An 18,952-nucleotide genomic window follows, 5' to 3' on the forward strand; every position below is an offset into this window, starting at 1 on the left:
CCAGTTTTTCGAGGCACTTTGGAACGCCACGCGCTTGGTACTCGGTCGGTCTTTTGTTTGGGATATCTGCGCGCCCAGTCAAGACTTTGCTTTCGTGCGGCGAGAGTGTTTTCTTTTTGGTTACCCAAGCGAGGATGACCGAACCTCAGTTGCTATGGCTGTTGTCTGCGCACAATTCGTCTGAGATCGTCCGCGAGGACCCAAGATTGCTCCCCAGGCTTCCTGAACCAGATATCCCGCCATGCGTTCCGGCTTGTATCGTTGGCCACCTTGTTTGCCCAACTACCCGGTGAGTATTGACCATCTTGATCAACGATCTTCGACTCGGAAACCTCTGCATAAAGTTCTTTGCCACGATAGGACATCCTGACATCTGTGCCTGAAGGCAACGTAATCTCATTCCATATCAGAGCGCCATCGATCTCATCTGGGCCTTCCGCGAATGGGCCCGTCTGTCCGGCCTTGTACTGACCCACTTCAAGTTCATCACTGTCCGTATCCAGCTGAGCGTCTTTTCTAACATCCACCCTCCTCGGAATTTCAAGTTTCACCGCAATTTTTGAGAGCTTACTCCTAAGATTCTCCATAGAATTTCGATCTGTCGCGCTCAAGCGGAAGTTACCGGATTTCAGCTTTTCGATAGCCTCGCGCGACTTGGGGGAGAGCCAGTTTCGCTCGGCAGCCATTTTTTCGACAAAGTCCAGATAGGTAACTATCCCAGCCTGATCATACTCCATTTCGCCAATCATGAAGCGCGCCGCTTGATTGTCGTTACTTGCATTTTCTGACACAGACTCGCTATCTCGTTTGCCGAAAGCTTGCTGATCAATTACGGCACCTGGTTCTTCCAAACCGTCGCCTGAGACTTCATCGAAAAACTCATATAGCTGTTCCGAGATAGCCTCTTCATTGGGCTGAGCAGTCGGGTTTTTTTCCGGTTTTTCTCGACCGGACATTGCATCTTCTGAATTTACACGACCTCCATTCTGGTGATTACTGCTGTCAGCATCTTCAGTGTCTCGCATGCCAAAGCGGGCGTCCCTGGGCTGCGATACATTCCGCGCAGCTTCGGGCGAAACTTTTCGCCCGCGTCCCAAGAATGATCTCAAGCGCGAGAAGGGTTGCCCGACTCCTGCTTCAGGCGGTGGCAGCACATCCTCTTGAGCCGATGTGTCAAGTCCGAGTGTGGATGGATCGTTTTCTTGATCAGCTTCTTCTCCAAGATTATCTGAAACCACACCAGTCAAACTTTGCCGCGCCCGTTCGAAGGCGAGATCGACTGCAGCGCGCAGCTCCGCATCCTCGAGTGCAGTAAGAACCTGAATCTGATTTTGAAGGCGGAAGGCAATCACTGCTCGACGCATGATGGCTTCCATCGCTCCACGTCCGGCCCTTTCAGACATTCGCACCCAGCCTTCGGCCAGCGCGAGCGCCAAACGACTATCGCCCGCTATGGACGGTCGCTCAACAATCGACCCAAAGGCGTCCTCTGTGAGATCGCGTATCAAGCCCCAACGGTCCTCTTCCCCCATGCCACGATCAAGCGACCACGCGCGCATCCACAAACGCTGGAAGGCGTTACGGACCCCGCCATGGTATCTTTCGCGAGAGGCTGTCCCAAATCTCCATTTGACCACGTCAGGTGCTACGACGGTGGTTAGAAAAGCCCAGACATCATCTCGTAGTGCCTCAGGAGGTGCAAAAAGCGGATTTTCTCCAAGCAGTTTCGCAACATCCGTATCGAACTGTGCTCTCTCTTTAGTGGAGCCGCGCGACGGGAATCCGTTTGCCTGTGCAGCTCCGACAAGCATGTTCCGGATTTCAATCAAGATTTCTTTCTTAAGCGGAGTCCCACCACTCGCGGCATAGCTCATGGCTCCCGGAGTCTGCCGAAGCATGTCAAGCGTCGCCGATAGTTTCATATCTTCAAAGTAATCATCCAGCACTTGGTCAACGGCTATCTGTCCTAGCCGTGGCAGCAAAATCACACTCATGCGCCCAAGCCTCCTATCTCGGCTGCTGCCTGTATGCCCGCATTAAAATCACTAGGTCTTCGCTCCATTTTGCTTCGAACGTCGATGGCACTTTCGCCGGGGAAAGCCAGTTTCAGCCAGTTTCCGACGTATCCTGCGATAGAACCATCTTCGGAATTATCGATCACCTCCTGTGCTTCATCCATGCTGATTACACCGGAAACAAGCTGGGTCATCACGTCGGCCATGATCGTCTGTAGTAGCAGTGGGTCATTTTCTGTCAGACGTTCAATAAAGTCTTTTCTGTCCGAGTTCACATAAAGGCGCACCGCCCCACCGAAATCACTATGAATGCTGCCAGGTGACCAGTGCAGATACCAAAGTGAAGATGCATGTGGGCGACCGGCAAAAGTCGTTTCAAAGCTTATAGTTTCCATCGGGAACCGAGGTTCAGTACCCTCAAGCGTTACATCCAAGTCGTGGTTCCAGACCTTCGCTCCAAGAATTCGTGGTGACAGCGATCCGGCATGCGCGCTTTGGCTGAAAGAAAGTATGGAAGTTTCCAATTTGATGCGGCCTGACAGCTGATCGCCCACCAAGAATTCGTCAATCTCGACAATCCCACCCGAAGCGATGACGTCAAAGCTTACGGAGCGGACCCAGGCGCGCGGCATAGTGCCGGGGCCAGTGCCGATCCTCAGCAAAACTGTCAGATCAAGTTCTGCTTCGGGAATGGCGAGATGATTGGAGGCAATCTCGAGATTGATACTCAGTCTGCGCCGAAGTCGAAGTGAGCTAAGATAATCCCAGTCTTCGATATATTTCTGAAGAGGCAGAAGCTGCCCGCCGCCATCAATGAGTTCCCAGACAGTAGGGTCAACTGCATCTGGACCCAGCGTCAAAAACGGATATGCAATGCGGGTCATTTGCTATCCCCTCCAATATCTTCCAGCGAAGCCTTGAGGGTGACGGCGCAGTTATCAGGCATCGCGATCCGAATCTGCAGATCGCCGGAATATCCATCCAAAGTCAGGCGATCCGTTTCGCTCAAGACAGATCCATCGGGCGTACTCCAGGAAATGACAGTCGGCGCAGTGGTGGCCCAGGCACCATCGGCCGCCGCGCCGCCATCGAGCACGAGCATGGGCCGCACTACCGCCTGCAAAGCTGAGTTCTTTCCGTCATGATGTACGGTGGTTTCAAAGACTGCCACGCGTGTTTCGGCATGGCTTTCAAGTTGGAGAAAGGCAGGAACCGAAATGCGATTTTTCTTTCTCGCACCATGCGACGAGTGACTTCTCCGTTCTGGTCCTGCTCCACCAACCGAAAGCGAACCGAGAAAACGCCCGAACTGTCCGGAAACACGCGCTATGGATGGTCCGCCTCCGATAGCGTCCTGGTCCGCTGCGTTTGGGGCAGCGACCTCCCTAGCGCGTTCTTTGATCCTTCTAATTGCTACACTCACGTAAGTGCGCTGGTCACCTTTTGGAAGAATTTTGGGTTGCCAGTCATCATGCGCCGGCGGTTCCGAAGCTGCAAAAGCCGCCTCAACTTCAAAGTCGCGATCGGCGACAAATACGCCCGCCCATTCCACTCGGGGGTCAGGAAGCGGTTCATCTTCAAAGTATCTGACTACAAGCTCAACCGGACGCATGACGGCAATATGTGACGAGGTCTCGGGAATGATCGAGTCTTTCTTGGAAACTAGGCGAGTACGCGAGGATTTGATACCTTTTCGGATAGCCATGTGGCCAAGGAGTTTCTTGGGTTTCTGACTTCGAACTTCCTCAACCCCGCTATTGCCTGATCGAATTTCCCGCATCGCTGCGGTGAAATTGTCCAACGGTGGAAACACCTCCGGCGCAGGCAACGGAAAGTGCTGCCCATCCAGTTCGAGGTTAATACTGATCTTCTTTTGTGGATCACAATCCTCCATCAGCCTTGGCCAGAAATACCAGAGCAGGGACTCGGCAATCATGCCCATCACAGTTTCTGGGTCTTCACCATTTGGACCAAGGAAAATCGGATCGACAATCATGATCGAGGTTCCAAGTCGCTCTGGTGAACGCGGCAGAAATCCAATCCCTTCCGCTAGCGCCGCGGCTTGGGAGTTCTCGGCGGGATCAGCCACGGAATCCCCATCAGCAATGACGCCCCACCAGTGCCGTCCAGTTCGTCGTTCGGCGCTACCATCCAAGCTCTTTACATTGTGCGCCGAACCAAGGTGGCAACCCAGCAACCTGCGCACGTCATCGCCAAGGAGTGTGGTTTGCGAATCTACAAGGATCGCAGCACAGCGGCTGCTCAGATACAGTGCAGTCTTGCCATAGCCGTAAGTACCGCCACCCCGATCGGTGTCCCGTTGGGATCCGACGTTTCGAAGAAAATCGATAAAGTCGGTCGCATCGTTACCGGCAGGTATCCGATCTGCCCGCGTTGGTCCCCCTAGTCCAATCGTGTTGAAGTCGGAGATTTCTAGAACCCAGGGACCGTCCTGCTCGAGAAAGTTTCGGAACGGACCCTCCGAACTCTCAGGATTTGGAAGGCTTCGAAACACGCTCTGACGCATAACGGCCAGCTGATGCTCGGGCAGGCGTCGCAGCCTGAAATGAATTTCCGGCCCCAGCCCTGTTCTCGCGGCGTCGCAACAGTTCTGTGTAGCTTCGCGTACGACAGTCTGGAGCAGATCCAACCCCGGAGTGCCAAGAAGTTTTCTGAAGCCCTCAGCGGCAAGATTGCCCGTTGCCGAATAGCTCTCGGATTGAAGGGAAAGAACTGGCAATATCATCCCGCAATCCTTTTCTGAACATCCAATTCCTCTTCACTGTCGAGCGCAAATTCCGTCGCCTGTGAAAGATCAATCGTGTATTCGATTTTTGTCACGCCGTCTGGTAATGCTCCGTCTTTGAAAGACGCCGAAGAAATCCGAGGAAAGCCCTCTCGAACTTCATAGAAATCTATTGCCTCCTCAGCGAAGGAAAGCCGGTTCCAGCTTTCTGAATCAGGATCAGAGCATCCCAATAGATTGAGCATTTCGATAACATTATTCGGATCAGAAGATAGCGATGCTGCAGCAGCCGCCAGCCTGCCCACCGAATGAGGACCATTGGCATCTCGCTCAAGAATTATGTGAACGAGGTGCAGCACCCCTCCGTTCGGGGCATCAAGCTGGTCGATCGCGGATATCGAAACCGAATAGTCTGAAGGCCGACCAGTCGTTTTCACTTCAAGAGAACCTCCACCGCGCCGAAAGTCATGACGCTCGCCGGCAGGGCCGCGCCAGGCTTCCGAGCTATCCGAGTTCAACCGCAGCAAACGGCAAAGCATGATGAGTTCGCCGACCAGTCCAATAATTTCAGAGTCACTGACATCTTTGACTGGAGATCGCAGCAAGAGTGCCCGGAAATCGTTGAGAGTTGAGCGAACAGCGCTCTGAGCTGGTGTGCCGTTCCGAATGCGTTTCAAAAGCTCTTCTGCTACTTCGGCGAAGACAGAGTCGAGTTCGGAAACCAGACAAGTCAGGTCTATAAAGCGAGCTGGTTTCCCATCTTGCTGCAATGTCGCGTCGGACACACGGAGCGCGGGGCTGTCGACGAAATGCTTCAGCCGTTCATGCATCCCTATCGGAACGAGAAGCCGTGCTTCTCCCCGACTTCCAAGTGCATAACGGACGGCACCGTCGACAGTGATCAAATCGGAAGCAACAGTTGGAATCGAAATGCCTTGAGCCTCATGTCGGCCTTTGCGCAGTCGCTTCCAAGCTTCTTCGTTCGTTCCTCCCTCAGATGACATCTCCGGCCTCCTGACGCTCGTCGACTTCCTCGTCGAGCGATTCAAGCTCATCGCCGGAAGGCGCTTCAAGCCGGACGCTCACATATCCACCTGCGCCTTCTTCAGAACCGGGGAAGACTATGCCGAAGCCAATAAGATCACCTGCTGCTTCAAGGTTGGTACGTGTCTTCGAGTCCCGTTTAGGCTTCGAATTACGGTCAATTGCATATAGCAGTAGCAGCGGAATCAGACCGAGACACTCCTGTCGCCACTTTTTCAAACCTGACCAGTCGGCCTCTCTGTCGTGCGGCAACGCAGTCGAACAATCAAAGATAACATCTCGCCTGGACATCAGAGCCTTGATGTCAGCAACGTCGGCCTTGTCATCCGCTATCATTGCGCGGTTGATGAGCCGAACCCGGCCTGCCGTTCCAAGCTTCTTTTCGCTCTCTTGACCGCCACGCGGCTGAAAAAGGCCAACGTTCCAGAATTTCAAAGTTTCGGAAAACTCATCTACATACTTCAAAAGAAGATTGGACGACAACTCCCGATGGCTATCATGAACCTGATAACCCTGTAAAAAACGCCGTACAAGGCTGACCGGCACATTCTTGTAGAGGAGACGCTGATCATGATCTGCTGACTTTGCTAAACGCTCCGCACTCGACAGCAGCTCGGCGGCCGCGGACCAATTGGACACAATCACGTTCGGCGACTTACGATCGAACCTGATCGTTTGAACGTGCTGTCCAGAGTAGCTGATGTCACAAATTTGCGCGTGACGCATCTTGTTGGCGGCGGTTATTGCCATGCCAGGAACGCTTCGAATGCGAACGGCGAACGCCATCGGCGTTACATTGCGCCGAGTATATTCGCTAATATCAGCCCTGATTTCCGCCTCGACTGCAGCCAGCATTCGGAAAGATCGCCGAAGCTCCATCGTCATCCATATCCGGGGGAAATCTTCATACCCGTGGCGGTAGCCGAACCATCGCCCCATCTGAAGGAGTGTGTCGTATTGGGACGTAGTTCTCAGAAAATAACTCACCATTAGCCCCTCAAGGGTCAGCCCGCGGGCAAGGACCGTGCCGCCGACCACAATGTAGATTTTTGGACCATTTTCGTAGTTGATACGGTTTTCGCTGAAACCGTTTTCTACAGGTGTTTCGACGGCGATCAGAACAGCTTCGATGTGAGGAAGGAGTTCATCAAAAAGGACTGGGTTCTCCGTTGTGATCGTGTCTGGCAGCCGGCTCGCCTCTGCTTCCCAGATTGACTTCAACCGATCACCGACTTCTCCGGTCGCGTTACACAAATCCGCCGCATTCAGTTCCAGCCAGCCTTTGATCAATGCGGAGACGCGATCATGCAGCACAGTGTAAACGGACGTGTGAACCAGCATTGTCATGTGCTTGTCAGATTGCCCACGGGCCAATCGAGCCGCACTGGCAGCGATGAAATAGATAACGGCATCCTGGAGGCTGGACGTCATCTGAGGGTGAAACTCATCCTTGTTGTTACGCGATGGTGGTTGAAGAAGGGGCAACTCGTCTTCCGGAACCTCGCGGATCATATCAAGGCCCTCTTCATCTGGCCGAATATCGTCTGCATCGATGGGATCGCGACCGAAAAGCTGTTCCGCCCCGAAGTATCCATTGGGTCGTTCTAGTGCAGTAATAAAGTTACGGGGATAAAGGTCGTCGAGGTTCTCGCCACTGTCCGAATAGGGATTGATAAGAACATTTGCGAATGGTGTCGCGGTGTATCCCACGTAGGTGACGGCTTGCAATTTCTTGATAATCGTCCGGATCCGCTCGTTGATCGCCGTCATGTCGAGTTCTTTGGAAGCGGCATTCACGCTGGCGGAGTCACATTCGTCATCGATTAGGAGCACTCGCAGCTGACGAAGGGTGGCTGCCGGTGTCCGTTCAATTGTCTTGAGGAAGTGATTGAGAGGAGAGACATTTTTCTTGAGAACACAAAGTTGTACAAGCCCTGGCGTCGGAGCAGCAAAAGACTTGTTGGCGGGCATTCTGAAATCGCCGTCGTCATCGCTGCTCGTCCATTTGATCCAATTATCTTCGTATCGCGCGACAAGATCACTTTCCATCCGGCGCTGGGTCTGCTGCCTCAACTTGTTCGTAAGGCCAGCTAGCACAACAACCATATTGTACCCCTCATCCAGGGCCTTGGCGATGACTGCCGTCATATTTGCTGTTTTCCCGGATTGGACGTAGCCAACAACAAGTCCACGATACTGGAACTTCTCCTGTCGGGGGTCTGCAAGCAAAGACACTACTTCGTCGGAGGTTTCATTTATTTTTTCGGCGGTCTCTTCACCCCAACCTTTCGAGTCGGCGATGTAGGTTCTTAATGCGGGCCAGTGCCTCGAGTGAACGCCCGTTCCCATATACCAGGCTTTGTGCGGCTCGAGGATGGAATGCTTCTGCAAAACCTCGATAGGCTTGAGCCCCTCCTCCACAAGATGAGCGGCCTTTTCGAGGGCTTGGATCTGGTCCAATTCCAAGACCACTCCAATATCCTCGAGACTTTTCTTTACTTTTTGAGCGGCCTCTTCGACGGAACCACAAGTGGGTAAGAAGTTACGAATCTGCTTTTGAAAGCTTGTGACTTGAGGCGAACCTGATGTTGTCGAGAGAGCCAATATTTTCCCTTTTATTTAAAGATGTCACGAGTGATTTGGTTTCCAAAGCCAACTGCTTATTATTATCCAATAAAAGCCGGGCGATAATAAGGCGGTAGCGAGCAATCTCAAGTGGTTTGTCCTTGGACGATCTGGCTATGTGGACGCTCGGCGGCGGGTGAGCAACCGTCCAAAATGTTGCAGCGGGCCAATCTTGGATTGCCGAAAATGACCGACTAGCATCTATCTTGGTGCCCCACGCTAAAAAGTGTTCTTATCCCAACCCCCTAGATCGGATTGGACTCGAAGCTGGCATCCGGCAATGAGGCACTCACAAGGAGTTCATGCCGAGTGGCGCTGTTCTTATAGGCCCATACCGGCCATCCAGCCACTAACTACAATGCTGTTGTGCGGCCCGTCATTGAGGACTTTCGCTGCACTCGCTCGATCACAGCGGCGGCATGGGTCTAAGCCGCGGACAAACTAACCGGTTTGAATAGCGCGTTCCCGAGCCTTACAACTGGCCGATCCAACGGTTGTACCTGTCTCGGAGGTATTGTCAGAAGAACTTTATCTGATAGCCTTTATGAGGCTCGGTTCTTGGTCTGCGTGGCGCTCTGCAAGGTCTTTTCCTTTACAGAACAGTTAATTGCGGCCTCTAATTAGAAGAGGACGCCAAGAAGGGCAGCCTAGTGCGATTATTCTGACAACACCATTCCGGGGCATATCTCATTCTGTGTCATCGTCCGGTGACTGTCGAATTAGCTCTTCGAGCCATTTTCTATTTTGGTGATCGAAGTGTGCCGCGAGCTCGGGGTAAAATTCAGAGGACGCTGTCGCAAAATCGAAAATGTCCTCGGCATTGGTCCCGTCGAAGTTCAAATCTTTGTAGTCATCGATAAGCCCGTTTGCGTCGATGATCGAAATCACTTGGCGCATCGACAGTGGGTTCTTGGCCCATCGCGGCTTCACGACGAAACGTCTTGGCGGTTCCTGCTCCTTGTATTCATCGACCAGCCGGTAATAGATCCGTTCCCCGGAGCGTCGCGCCCTGATCGAAAAGACGTCCATCGTTACGGATCGCAACGTGACACGCGCAATCTCCACCTCATCCGGGCGCAGGGGCGGAAGATACTCCCCGCCCATGAGCCAAGGATGGATTGACCCCTGTATCGATCGGGTCGTGCTATCGAGCGTTGGTTCGGTGGGTACGGCGAGGTCTGATCCAGAAGCGGCCTCATTTTTGGCGGCCTTCCTTCGAAGTTCTCCGGTGATATGGCTTCCGAAGTAGGAAGCCAGACTTTGTGGGCCCCAGTAGGATTTGGGTCTAAAATCAAGATCGAACTCTTCAAACATCATGGCTTCTCCAGCATTTTTTTGTCTTTTCAAAATTTCAATGTTCACGCAGCCGGGCTTGCTGTCTGGCGTGCTTGGCCGCGCCTACAGCCGGCAGATGGGCCCAGTTGAGATCTGAAGGCCGCATCTCTATGCCGTGTTCCTCGTTCCAGGCCCGCCCACATCGGTTGCATTTGTGGCCGTCGGTCAAGCCGTGCATCCAGATCATCTCGACGTCCCAGCTTCCGCAACTGCACAACTCGCGCGGGGACAGGGTTCCTTTTGGTACACAGCAGCAGGTCAACGCTCCAACTCGCCAGCAGCGATAACGCCGTCTACGACTAGCCAACTCGTACGCTCAGCCACTTCGGCCGTAAGATGCGGCAGACACCAGTCGCCATCGAGCTTCGCGGTCGCATAGCGCGGTGTGCTCGGGTGCTCCCCGAGTTCAAGCCCGAGGCTTGGGATGCGGGCGCCAAAGGGGCCGGTTATCTGGTCCTGGAAGAGATCGTAGAGAAGATCGTGAGCTTCCGTCTCGGGCCGGTAGTTGGCATGCCATACGTGGAAGGCGGAATCTTCGAATTCTGCTGGCTCGTAGAGGTCCTCTTCCGCAAACCATCCATCGTCGATCATGCGCCAGTGATCTGGCTGTTGAAGGACGAGATCGGTTCCGGGGCCAAACGCCCGCTCAAGGGCCTCGGACCTGATCAGTTTCGGCGGGGTCTCCGGGCCGTCGCTAAAAAGCAGTAACCGGCCGTCACCGGTTGGCTTCGCGGATAAGGTCCGAATCCTCGGCAAGGCCTTCAAAGGTAAATAGACATGTTGTTCCTCTGCTGCTTGCAGAGCCAACGGACTGGATACTGTAGCGGCAGTTGTGACGATGAAGTCTCGACGCGTAATCATAGCGGTCTCCTTTGTTGGGACCGGCAGGACAATCGCATAAGGATGGGGCCAACCCTTTCGTTGCCGATCTGGCCACATCCCCTTTCGGGCGACCACCTTGCCGGGTTGGGCAGGTTGGCGGAGGCAGAAGCCTCTCTCTTGATGCACTTTTTTAAATAAGTCTGTCTGAGCTGTCTTTCAAGATGGAAATGTTGCTGACCTCATTTTGGCACCTTTGCTTTCGCAGGAAGACGTAGAAGCCGGAACCACAATTAGACAGAGTTTGCGACCAGTTATTTCTCGTCTGCCAATTTCAGCTTCCGAACACGATCAGAGGCTCACTTCAGGCCCATTTTTCTTTTGGTTTCATTTGGATTTAGAGGTGGAGATCTTCATGCAGAGATAGTCCAAGCGCCCAAAATCGATCTTTGAACAAGCCATGTCTATTGTCGACCGCCTTTGTGCTTCAGGAGGAAGGTTCAAAAAACATATTTGCAAAGGATGGTTGAATTTGATCGAGCGCCCTGTGCGAAAGTGGATTCAGTAGCGCAATCTGAAACGAATCCGAAGGACGGTCGTCGGAGGGATGTCGGTTGCCACACCTCATCCTCAATGTGGATTGAGATATGGCTGCACGCCGAACGCGTGACCCCGTCTTGCCTCACGCTCCAATTCGCACGCACCAGCTGACGTTTCCACCAGAGCGTAGCCACGGCGAATGTGGCTCATACATAAAGACGTCAATATCCGTGTCCAGAGTGATGTCCATCGCAGGAAAGATTGCGCGCAGGTAAACTCCCTGCACGACCCTGCGCTAGCCACATAAATTTCTGAATTTCCTTGGAATAAGGTTATGGAGAATGTCGGTTGCATTGTCCAAGTGATTTGCGGTCTAAACTCCGCAATTGCCACGGACAGAGAACGAAGCATGTTGGATTTTTTATGGGGTATGGTTGGCAGTCGTCCCATTGAATGGATTGCGGTTGCCTGTGGAGTTTTAAACGTAAGCCTGATCATCCGGCGTTCAATCTGGAATTACCCGTTCGGCTTTTTGGTGGTGACGCTCTATTTCTTCATTTTCTGGGAGTACCGGCTCTATAGCGACGCGCTTCTGCAGGTCTACTTTTTCGTTATTCAGATTTACGGCTTTTATGTTTGGCTGAACGGGCGGGCTCCGGACGGACTGGTGATCGTGGCGCCTTTGGGCTCAGGCATATTTGCGTTGTACCTCGGAGCGACCGCTCTCGTTTGGCTGATCGTCGCGAGCCTGATGTCAACATATACCGACGCGGCCGCACCCTATTGGGATGCCGCTGTAGCGGCTCTTAGCGTCACCGCGCAATTCTTATTGTCGCGAAGGCACTTACAAAGCTGGTATTTGTGGATCGCAGTGGATGTGCTTGCAATTGGCCTCTTCTACACGCGCGGGTTGGAGCCAACGGCGGCACTTTACATTGTGTTCTTGGGTCTCGCGATCATGGGATTAATCCAATGGCGTCGGGCAACGATGCAGACTTTTGCATCATGACGACTCGCGGGTTTCTGTTGGGCAAGTTCATGCCACCCCATTCAGGGCACGTCTATTGCGCCGAGGTCGGGAAGGCACGGTGCGATGTGATGACTGTTCTTGTATGCAGCCATGATGCGGAGCCGATAGACGGGTATCTCCGAGCCAACTGGATGCGGGAGTGCCTTCCACAAGCAGGGTATCGCGTTCTACATATGCATCGTGATATTCCGCAAGCGCCTGAAGACCACCCCGACTTCTGGCCCATCTGGCGCGACGCTATTGCGGAGTTTCACCCCGAACCGATTGATTGGGTATTTGGCTCCGAAGAATACATACACCGCCTCGCGCGGGAACTTCGTGCCCGTCCGTTTCCGGTTGATCCTGATCGAGAAGTTGTTCCTGTGTCAGCAACCGCAATCCGAGTAAATTCATGGAGCTATTGGGACTATGTGCCCAGTCCGGTGCGGGGGTATTGTCAACGCCGCCTTGTTCTAGTCGGTGCAGAAAGCACAGGTAAGACTGCTCTGTCAGAGGTTTTGGCCACAAGACTCAATAGTGTTCCGATCCCTGAATACGGACGCGAGTACGACGCCATTTTCCGCCATGGGCAAAGTTGGCTCTTGTCAGATTTTGAGGAGATCATGGCAGGCCACAAAGCGCTGGCTGATACAATGGCGAAACGAGGTGGGCCAGTCGTAATCGAGGATACTGATGCCGTCCAAACACTTGTCTGGGCCGAGGTTCTGCTGGGCAAAGTGACGGAAACGCTCGTAAATCAAGCACGGACCGCAGTTGCCGGGAAGTCCTACCTTTTGCTTGATCATCAAACGCCTTGGCATGACGATGGAACACGGTATTTTGCAGATACAACTCGCCGGGCGTTTTTCACACAACGTTTGAGTGAATGGCTGAATACCTTTAAGGCTGACTGGCAGCTCATCCAGGGGGAGGATTGGGCCGCGCGTACGGCAGCAGCCAGTGCCCGGCTAGACGCGGTTGATGCATTTTGGGTTTCACACGCCAAGAGATTTGGACACCATTCTGGCTGATTTAATCCGAGCACCAAGAGGCGACATTCGCGCAAGCCGCAGCATCTATCAGTTAAGGCTTCAGGCGGCCATCCGACAGTTTCACTCAGATGACGGCACTGTCAGAGCAAATTAGCTTGAGACGGGCAGGGCGGTTCCGTACCTTCCGGACATGACCAAATCTGATCCATTTTGCTATTTCAAAACGAGCCCTGAGATTATCCGCCTGGCGGTGATGCTGTACGTCCGCTTCCCGCTGTCGCTTCGCAATGTTGAGGATTTGCTCCACGAAACGCACCTTGAAGTCCGCTGCCGGCGGCAAGCAGGTCAGACCACCGACGCCGGTCATCAAACCGGGCACGCAGCTCGTGCGGGAGTAGAACGGTCGGCGGTTTCAGGTTGAAGTCACGGATGATGGCTTTCGCATGAACGGAGAACGTTTCCGATCGCTGTCTGCCATTGCGTTACGGATCACCGGGACCAACTGGTCAGGGCCTCGGTTTTCGGATCGAACAGTCAGGCGGGAACTGGCTCATGAAGAAAATCCGCTGCGCCATATCGTTACAGATGAAGCCGATCTTGGGGCTGCAAAGATGGGAGTGGATGAAGCCGAGCTTAGCCAAATGCGTAACCTTTGCCCGTACCTTTGAGGAGTATCACCGTGAAGTATTTTTTGATTGCATTTGCTCTGCTCGCAGGGAACGCAACGACTGCTCTGTCCGCTGATCAAGCTGACATAGTGGGCCCTGCGCAAATTCGCGATGTCGACACGATTGTTGTATCCGGGGTGCCGATCCGCTTGAACGGCGTTGACGGGCCGGAACTGGGCAACGCTGCGGGGCGCGACGCCCGACGCTGGATGGTAAATCATCTGCGGGATAGGACTGTTGCGTGCTTTTTGACTGGAGCCAAAACATACGACCGCCATGTAGGCACTTGCTATATCCAAGGAGGTACAGCAGAGCGCTGGATCGATATCGGGGCTTCCGCGATATCCGCTGGCCATGCGCTCGATTGTCGTCGTTACTCTGGCGGAAGATACGCTGATCTGGAAACACCAGCAGCCAGGTCTCGGATTAAGAGGGCTAACTATTGTTGATAGAGGAAAAGAAGTTCCTCAGGCGAAGTCGCGAGAGTGGTTGGAAGCAGGCGCGCTTTCGACCCGCGGCCACCCGAGGAGAAACCTATAGACCTTTTGGGCTTGCCGCCTAATTGCGCAGCCCGATCCGAATTGGCAAAGGCAGTCAATGATGCGTAACGATCGAGCCAACGGCGAGACAAACCCGTCTGATTCACCGCGCCTCACAAGCGCGCCAGGTTGATTAGGGAGCTCTCCAGCGGATTTCCATCAGGGCCAGCAGATCGTTTCAAGCTGCACAAACAGGCCGGACATATGAAAGCAACCGATCACCGCAACAGGACAAAATCAAGCCTTGCCAAAGGCGGCGTCCACATATGAATCACAAATCAAACCCAATGGGAATCCCGCGATTCAGGGTTCAAGCTCGCCGCTTTAGACGTTCGCAAGCAGGACGGATTTGATAAAGGAATATCAAGCTAAAGTCACGTTCGCTGCTCTAGTTTTTCCGTCGATCAGCCTTTCTGTTTCATGTCTAACAGACGCACCCGAGAGCATAGCGTTCCAGACGTCAAGATCGACATCATCTCTGTGCACAAATGTATCTTTGCCATCAACACTCGTAATAAAGCCAAAGTTTGGTTTTCGACCAGACTCCTTCAGGTGGCCAATTCTCGTGATGGATTCGTCGTCTCCCTTTGTAGACTCAGTCAATAGCATCAGCTCATTAAATTGATGTTCCAATTGAGTTACCTCGTCAGAAACGCTTTGATTAAAAGACGCGGTCACTCTTGCCATGTTTGATGAGTACTCTCTAATTCGCCTAATCAGAGTCTCATCCAAATGCTCTGCACTTATATAGCTTAGAGCTTTGGTGAAATATCTTATGTATGGTGCAATATCCTCAGGGAGGCTATCGCTTCTCATATATTCAATTCTCCTGAAACAATTTTGAATTTGAAGATCATACAAAATCCTAATAGTCTTGGATTCCAAATTTTCCAATTTTAGTGCTTTCTCTAGATAGGATTGTGCCTTTTCAAAGTCAGAGACATACATCGACGCCTTAGTAACAGCTATCAGTACTTCCGGCGCCTCCGGGGCTGCTTCAAGTGCTTTCTGAAACGTCGCCAGAGCTCCTTGGTAATCATTGTATGTTCGAAGTAGAAACTCTCCATACATTAAATTAATTTGAGGCTGATCTTGCCCCAGCTCAATGGCGTTTATGTATGCTTCTTGTGCTCTTGAATTATTTCCACTCAGAAAACTAATGTATCCCTCAACTCTAGAAACCTCAAAATAATCAGGAAGCGTTATTTTAAGGTCATCAATTATCTCAAATGCCTCTAGAAAGTTATCGTTCTTTGCAAGAGCTATAGCCTGGCGAAGTTTCCTGACGGCCACTGCATCGGACTTCGAACGAACAGTATATAGGTTTGGGTTATACCTACTCACGCCCATTCTTTTGCCAGACTCTTCCTGATATATACCTTCAATTTGGCGGAATCTCTTCAAAATTGTTTCGACGTTTACCGGCATTTCCTTAAGTACGCGGACAAGATAGGATTTGGCGAGAGGTTTGACCTGAAAGGTTACTTCATCATTGGCATCGGTTTTTTGCTCAACAATTGAAAACCTCATTAACTCAGCCAAGCTCTCCTCAAGGCTGCGTACGTCATCCTCAGTCACGTACTGCAGGACTGCAAGGGATGAAGCTCTAGGTAAGGTTGACAGGACTGACAGGTGTTTCCTGGTCGTAGACGCCAGTGCACCAAATACGTTTTCCAAGCAGAACTTGAGCGCAGTCGAAGAATTTGCAACAATGGCAGCAGGATTGAGACCTTTCCTGACGCCTAAGCAAAACCACTTCAACAATAATGGCTTATTTTGCATTTTTGATGCATATGCCTTAAGGTTTCGATTGGATTCGCGCTTTAATGTGTCTATGTCATATGTGGATATAAGTACGCGTAAAAAACTAACCGCCTCGTCCTCCGTGAAAGGGTTTACTTTCACCGACAAATCGGAGCCAAGCGGGATTCGAGAAGTCAGGAGAAGCTTGCTTTCTCCTGGTATGTCGGCTGCAAATCGTTGGATGTTCTCATCGAGAATGGTTTCTAAGTTGTCGATTACTAGAAGTATCTTGTTATCTTCCATTAATTTTAAAACACGGTCTAGCGGCTCAGGAACTTCTTCTTCAAATATCCCTGCTACTTCTCCAAAAGCAGCCGCTGAACTTGTAATTTCAGTTTCAATTCTCTCAATCTCAGCGCCAGTCAATTTTGATGATTTCGCAGAAACCCATATTATTGCATCAAAATTATGATCGTTCCCATTTAGCAATCCATATAAGGTCTGAAGTGTGACTGCAGTTTTCCCATCGCCACCGTCGCCTAAGACCGTTACCACTGGGTGTCTCCCAATTATCCTTTTTTTAAGTTCCTGTTCTAACTTCTTCCGAGGAAAAAAACCCGTATCATCGTAATCGGGAACAGGTAGGTTATTAAAAGTTTCGCTGTATCCGACGTTTGAAAAAAGATGCATTGATAGATCAACTATAGAACTTGGATCGCTCGAGTATCTCTTTTGGTTCTCGCTAAATGTCGGCCAATATTTTGGGTTCTTAATAAGTTCGTTAGTAAGGGCAAAAGCTCGCGAATAATCTTCAATAGTCAATGGCCTTCCATGCATTACTGTGTTTCGTACGGAAATGCACTGAGTGAACAATTTTTGCACCTTTAAGTAATGTTCCCGCATTTGGTCGGGCATAGCGTCTTTATGCCGGAGTAAAACGTCGTACTTTTCCCCAAGGTCCAGACCATTCAGAAGGTCTAGGTCGTCGTCAAAACTGTAAGAAATATTTCGATTTGAAAGATTATCTTTCGCTTTTTGCCGTTCTTTTTCGTTTAGAATTCGACCATCTTCCGGCTGAATTAAATTGCGAGTTTGGTTGACAATATCCTGTTCAATCGAGTCGAAGAACAGGTAAAGTGCTATTTTTTGAAAACTTGCCATCTTTCGATCAAACTCCGATTTTTGAGCCTATACTCACACGCCTATTTGTCACATGTTTGCAATTGGTGTGGCTGTTTCTTGAACATTTTTTCTCTAACTTTGCGTGATTGCTTCATGACGTGCAAGGGCGCATTGCGGCTGGGGTTTAGACGGATGTCGCGAGGCAAATGCGAAATCGCAAGCTGAGATCGAAAGCAGCCATTCAGACAAAACGCTGCGAAGGTCCGCAATCCGCCGATTATGTTCTCTAATCTGTCAATATGCTTTCTCACTCTGCGGGTGGTTTAACGTCTGAGGTTGCCTGGGTTCTCTTCGAGCTCACGGGCTCATGATGGGGTTGGCTGGGTGTGGATCGGCAAGGTTGAAACCGCGATCAGATTGGTCGTCTGCTCTGTCGCTACAAAATCGGCGCCATGTTCCACGCCCTCCCTCGGGCGTCCTCCCGTGTAGGAACTGTGATATAGGAATCCTCTGCTGCTCAGGTTCTGGTCATACGGCCCGGAAGTCAGTCTGATCGCGCATCATGGCATGCAGGATGATCGCGAGCCGTCTTGATCAGCCCCACCTAAGTGGTCCAGTTTGAATGTTAGTGCATAATTGGCCTTGGTTCCATCGGGACGATGGTTTCTGGGGCTGGCGGGCGGTAGCCCAGAGCACTGTGGGGTCGTTTGGTATTGTAGTGTTTCCTCCATTGTTCGATCAGGATTTGTGCTTCGCTTAGCGAGTAGAAGACCTCTCCATTTAGCAATTCATCTCGGAACCGGGCGTTGAAGCTTTCACAGTATCCGTTCTCCCAGGGCGATCCGGGTTCGATATAGGCGGTCTTGGCACCGACGGCTGCAATCCAGTCTCTGACAGCTTGAGCAATGAACTCTGGGCCGTTGTCCGACCTGATGTACGCTGGAACGCCTCGCAGGATGAACAGATCCGTCAGAGCATCGATGACCTCAGTCGAGTTCAGCCTTCGCTTCACGCGGATCGCCAGACATTCCCGGCTGTGTTCGTCCAGGATGTTCAGGGTTCTGAACGCCTTTCCATCATCGGTCCGGTGATGCACGAAGTCATACGACCAGACGTGGTCGCGATGCTCTGGCCGCAGACGAACGCACGAGCCGTCGTTCAGCCACAACCTCCCCTTCTTGGGCTGTTTCATTGGCACTTTGAGCCCCTCACGCCGCCACAGGCGTTCGACACGCTTGTCGTTCACTAGCCAACCTGCATCCCTGAGTAAGGCCGCGATCCGACGATAACCGTAACGGCCGTATTGGCGTGTCAGTTCGATCATATCAGCGACCAGACACTCCTCGTCAGCGCGACCAACAGGCAAATGCCTCTGTGTGGACCTGTGTTGCCCCAAGACATGACAAACCCGCCGTTCCGACACCCTGATGTGACTGCGGATGTGGTCGATGCAGGCGCGACGACGCGAGGGGCTTAGTAGTTTCCCCGTGCAGCCTCAGACAAGATCAGCTTGTCCAACGTCAGGTCTGACACGGCCCGACGCAGCCGATCATTCTCCTTTTGAAGACGTTTCAGTTCCTTCAGTTGGTCGGGTCCCATTCCACCATATTGCTTACGCCAACGGTAAAACGTCTGTTCCGCTATCTGCACCTGCCTGATCGCATCGACCCGCGGCATTCCTTGGCCGCAAAGCACCTCAACCTGCCGTAGCTTCGTGACAATCTCTTCCGGCTTGTGTCGCTTGATTCCCATCTT

At 52.1% G+C, this 18,952-nt stretch carries 12 protein-coding genes, 1 pseudogene and 1 riboswitch; of the genes and pseudogenes, 4 read left to right on the forward strand and 9 right to left on the reverse strand.

Going from position 1 to position 18,952, the window contains the following annotated elements; translation table 11 throughout:
- Positions 1 to 152: 152 nt before the first annotated feature.
- The 7 genes from OLX72_RS10095 to OLX72_RS10125 form a co-directional block, all read right to left on the reverse strand.
- Positions 153 to 1,994, reverse strand: coding sequence for a hypothetical protein (locus OLX72_RS10095; RefSeq protein WP_433990391.1), 1,842 nt, complete (start codon positions 1,992 to 1,994; stop codon positions 153 to 155).
- Complete coding sequence (locus tag OLX72_RS10100; RefSeq protein WP_433990392.1) at positions 1,991 to 2,899, reverse strand: hypothetical protein; 909 nt, start codon at positions 2,897 to 2,899, stop codon at positions 1,991 to 1,993. Before OLX72_RS10100 ends, OLX72_RS10095 begins: the two co-directional genes overlap by 4 nt.
- The gene (locus OLX72_RS10105) at positions 2,896 to 4,761 is read right to left on the reverse strand and encodes a hypothetical protein (protein WP_433990393.1); all 1,866 of its coding nucleotides are present in this window, start codon (positions 4,759 to 4,761) and stop codon (positions 2,896 to 2,898) included. The genes OLX72_RS10100 and OLX72_RS10105 overlap by 4 nt, the downstream gene beginning before the upstream one ends.
- Complete coding sequence (locus OLX72_RS10110; protein ID WP_433990394.1) at positions 4,758 to 5,765, reverse strand: PD-(D/E)XK motif protein; 1,008 nt, start codon at positions 5,763 to 5,765, stop codon at positions 4,758 to 4,760. Before OLX72_RS10110 ends, OLX72_RS10105 begins: the two co-directional genes overlap by 4 nt.
- A complete protein-coding gene (locus tag OLX72_RS10115; protein WP_433990395.1) occupies positions 5,755 to 8,409 on the reverse strand; it encodes a Z1 domain-containing protein in 2,655 nt (884 codons plus the stop codon). Before OLX72_RS10115 ends, OLX72_RS10110 begins: the two co-directional genes overlap by 11 nt.
- A gap of 708 nt (positions 8,410 to 9,117) precedes the next feature.
- Positions 9,118 to 9,792 carry a hypothetical protein gene (locus OLX72_RS10120; RefSeq protein WP_433990396.1) on the reverse strand — a complete coding sequence of 225 codons (675 nt, stop codon included), beginning with the start codon at positions 9,790 to 9,792 and terminating at the stop codon, positions 9,118 to 9,120.
- Positions 9,793 to 10,023: 231 nt separating this feature from the next.
- Positions 10,024 to 10,626: a hypothetical protein gene (locus tag OLX72_RS10125; protein WP_433990397.1), complete on the reverse strand. Its 603-nt coding sequence runs from the start codon at positions 10,624 to 10,626 to the stop codon at positions 10,024 to 10,026.
- Positions 10,627 to 10,672: 46 nt separating this feature from the next.
- A riboswitch (SAM-I-IV-variant riboswitch) is annotated at positions 10,673 to 10,776 on the reverse strand.
- 757 nt (positions 10,777 to 11,533) lie between these two features.
- Between OLX72_RS10125 and pnuC the strand changes: the two genes are divergently transcribed.
- From pnuC to OLX72_RS10145, 4 genes and pseudogenes are all read left to right on the forward strand, one after another.
- Positions 11,534 to 12,133, forward strand: a complete 600-nt coding sequence (gene pnuC, locus OLX72_RS10130) for a nicotinamide riboside transporter PnuC (protein WP_433990398.1) — start codon at positions 11,534 to 11,536, stop codon at positions 12,131 to 12,133.
- An 89-nt stretch (positions 12,134 to 12,222) separates the two neighbouring features.
- On the forward strand, positions 12,223 to 13,164 hold the full coding sequence (locus OLX72_RS10135; RefSeq protein WP_433990399.1) for an AAA family ATPase: 942 nt from the start codon (positions 12,223 to 12,225) through the stop codon (positions 13,162 to 13,164).
- Between the two features lie 151 nt (positions 13,165 to 13,315).
- Positions 13,316 to 13,450 (forward strand): annotated as a pseudogene (locus tag OLX72_RS10140) (IS6 family transposase); the annotation flags it as partial.
- 118 nt (positions 13,451 to 13,568) lie between these two features.
- Positions 13,569 to 13,793, forward strand: coding sequence for a DUF2924 domain-containing protein (locus OLX72_RS10145; RefSeq protein ID WP_433990400.1), 225 nt, complete (start codon positions 13,569 to 13,571; stop codon positions 13,791 to 13,793).
- Between the two features lie 902 nt (positions 13,794 to 14,695).
- On the opposite strand, the gene OLX72_RS10150 is transcribed toward OLX72_RS10145, so the two are convergent.
- Both OLX72_RS10150 and OLX72_RS10155 read right to left on the reverse strand, forming a co-directional pair.
- Entirely contained in the window at positions 14,696 to 16,897 is a 2,202-nt protein-coding gene (locus tag OLX72_RS10150; protein ID WP_433990401.1) for an NB-ARC domain-containing protein, read from the reverse strand.
- A gap of 925 nt (positions 16,898 to 17,822) precedes the next feature.
- A protein-coding gene (locus tag OLX72_RS10155; RefSeq protein WP_433990402.1) for an IS3 family transposase occupies positions 17,823 to 18,949 on the reverse strand; the annotation gives its coding sequence in 2 pieces (ribosomal slippage) (positions 17,823 to 18,685 and positions 18,685 to 18,949; 1,128 coding nt in all).
- Positions 18,950 to 18,952: the final 3 nt, after the last annotated feature.

It is taken from the genome of Sulfitobacter sp. TBRI5, assembly GCF_051013555.1.
Taxonomy (GTDB): Bacteria; Pseudomonadota; Alphaproteobacteria; order Rhodobacterales; family Rhodobacteraceae; genus JL08.

Excerpts from the sequence above, each read along its gene's own strand:
- OLX72_RS10095 (WP_433990391.1), bottom strand. The coding sequence starts at position 1,994 with ATGAGTGTGATTTTGCTGCCACGGCTAGGACAGATAGCCGTTGACCAA.
- OLX72_RS10100 (WP_433990392.1), bottom strand. The coding sequence starts at position 2,899 with ATGACCCGCATTGCATATCCGTTTTTGACGCTGGGTCCAGATGCAGTT.
- OLX72_RS10105 (WP_433990393.1), bottom strand. The coding sequence starts at position 4,761 with ATGATATTGCCAGTTCTTTCCCTTCAATCCGAGAGCTATTCGGCAACG.
- OLX72_RS10110 (WP_433990394.1), bottom strand. The coding sequence starts at position 5,765 with ATGTCATCTGAGGGAGGAACGAACGAAGAAGCTTGGAAGCGACTGCGC.
- OLX72_RS10125 (WP_433990397.1), bottom strand. The coding sequence starts at position 10,626 with ATGATTACGCGTCGAGACTTCATCGTCACAACTGCCGCTACAGTATCC.
- pnuC (WP_433990398.1), top strand. The coding sequence starts at position 11,534 with ATGTTGGATTTTTTATGGGGTATGGTTGGCAGTCGTCCCATTGAATGG.
- OLX72_RS10135 (WP_433990399.1), top strand. The coding sequence starts at position 12,223 with ATGACTGTTCTTGTATGCAGCCATGATGCGGAGCCGATAGACGGGTAT.
- OLX72_RS10145 (WP_433990400.1), top strand. The coding sequence starts at position 13,569 with ATGAACGGAGAACGTTTCCGATCGCTGTCTGCCATTGCGTTACGGATC.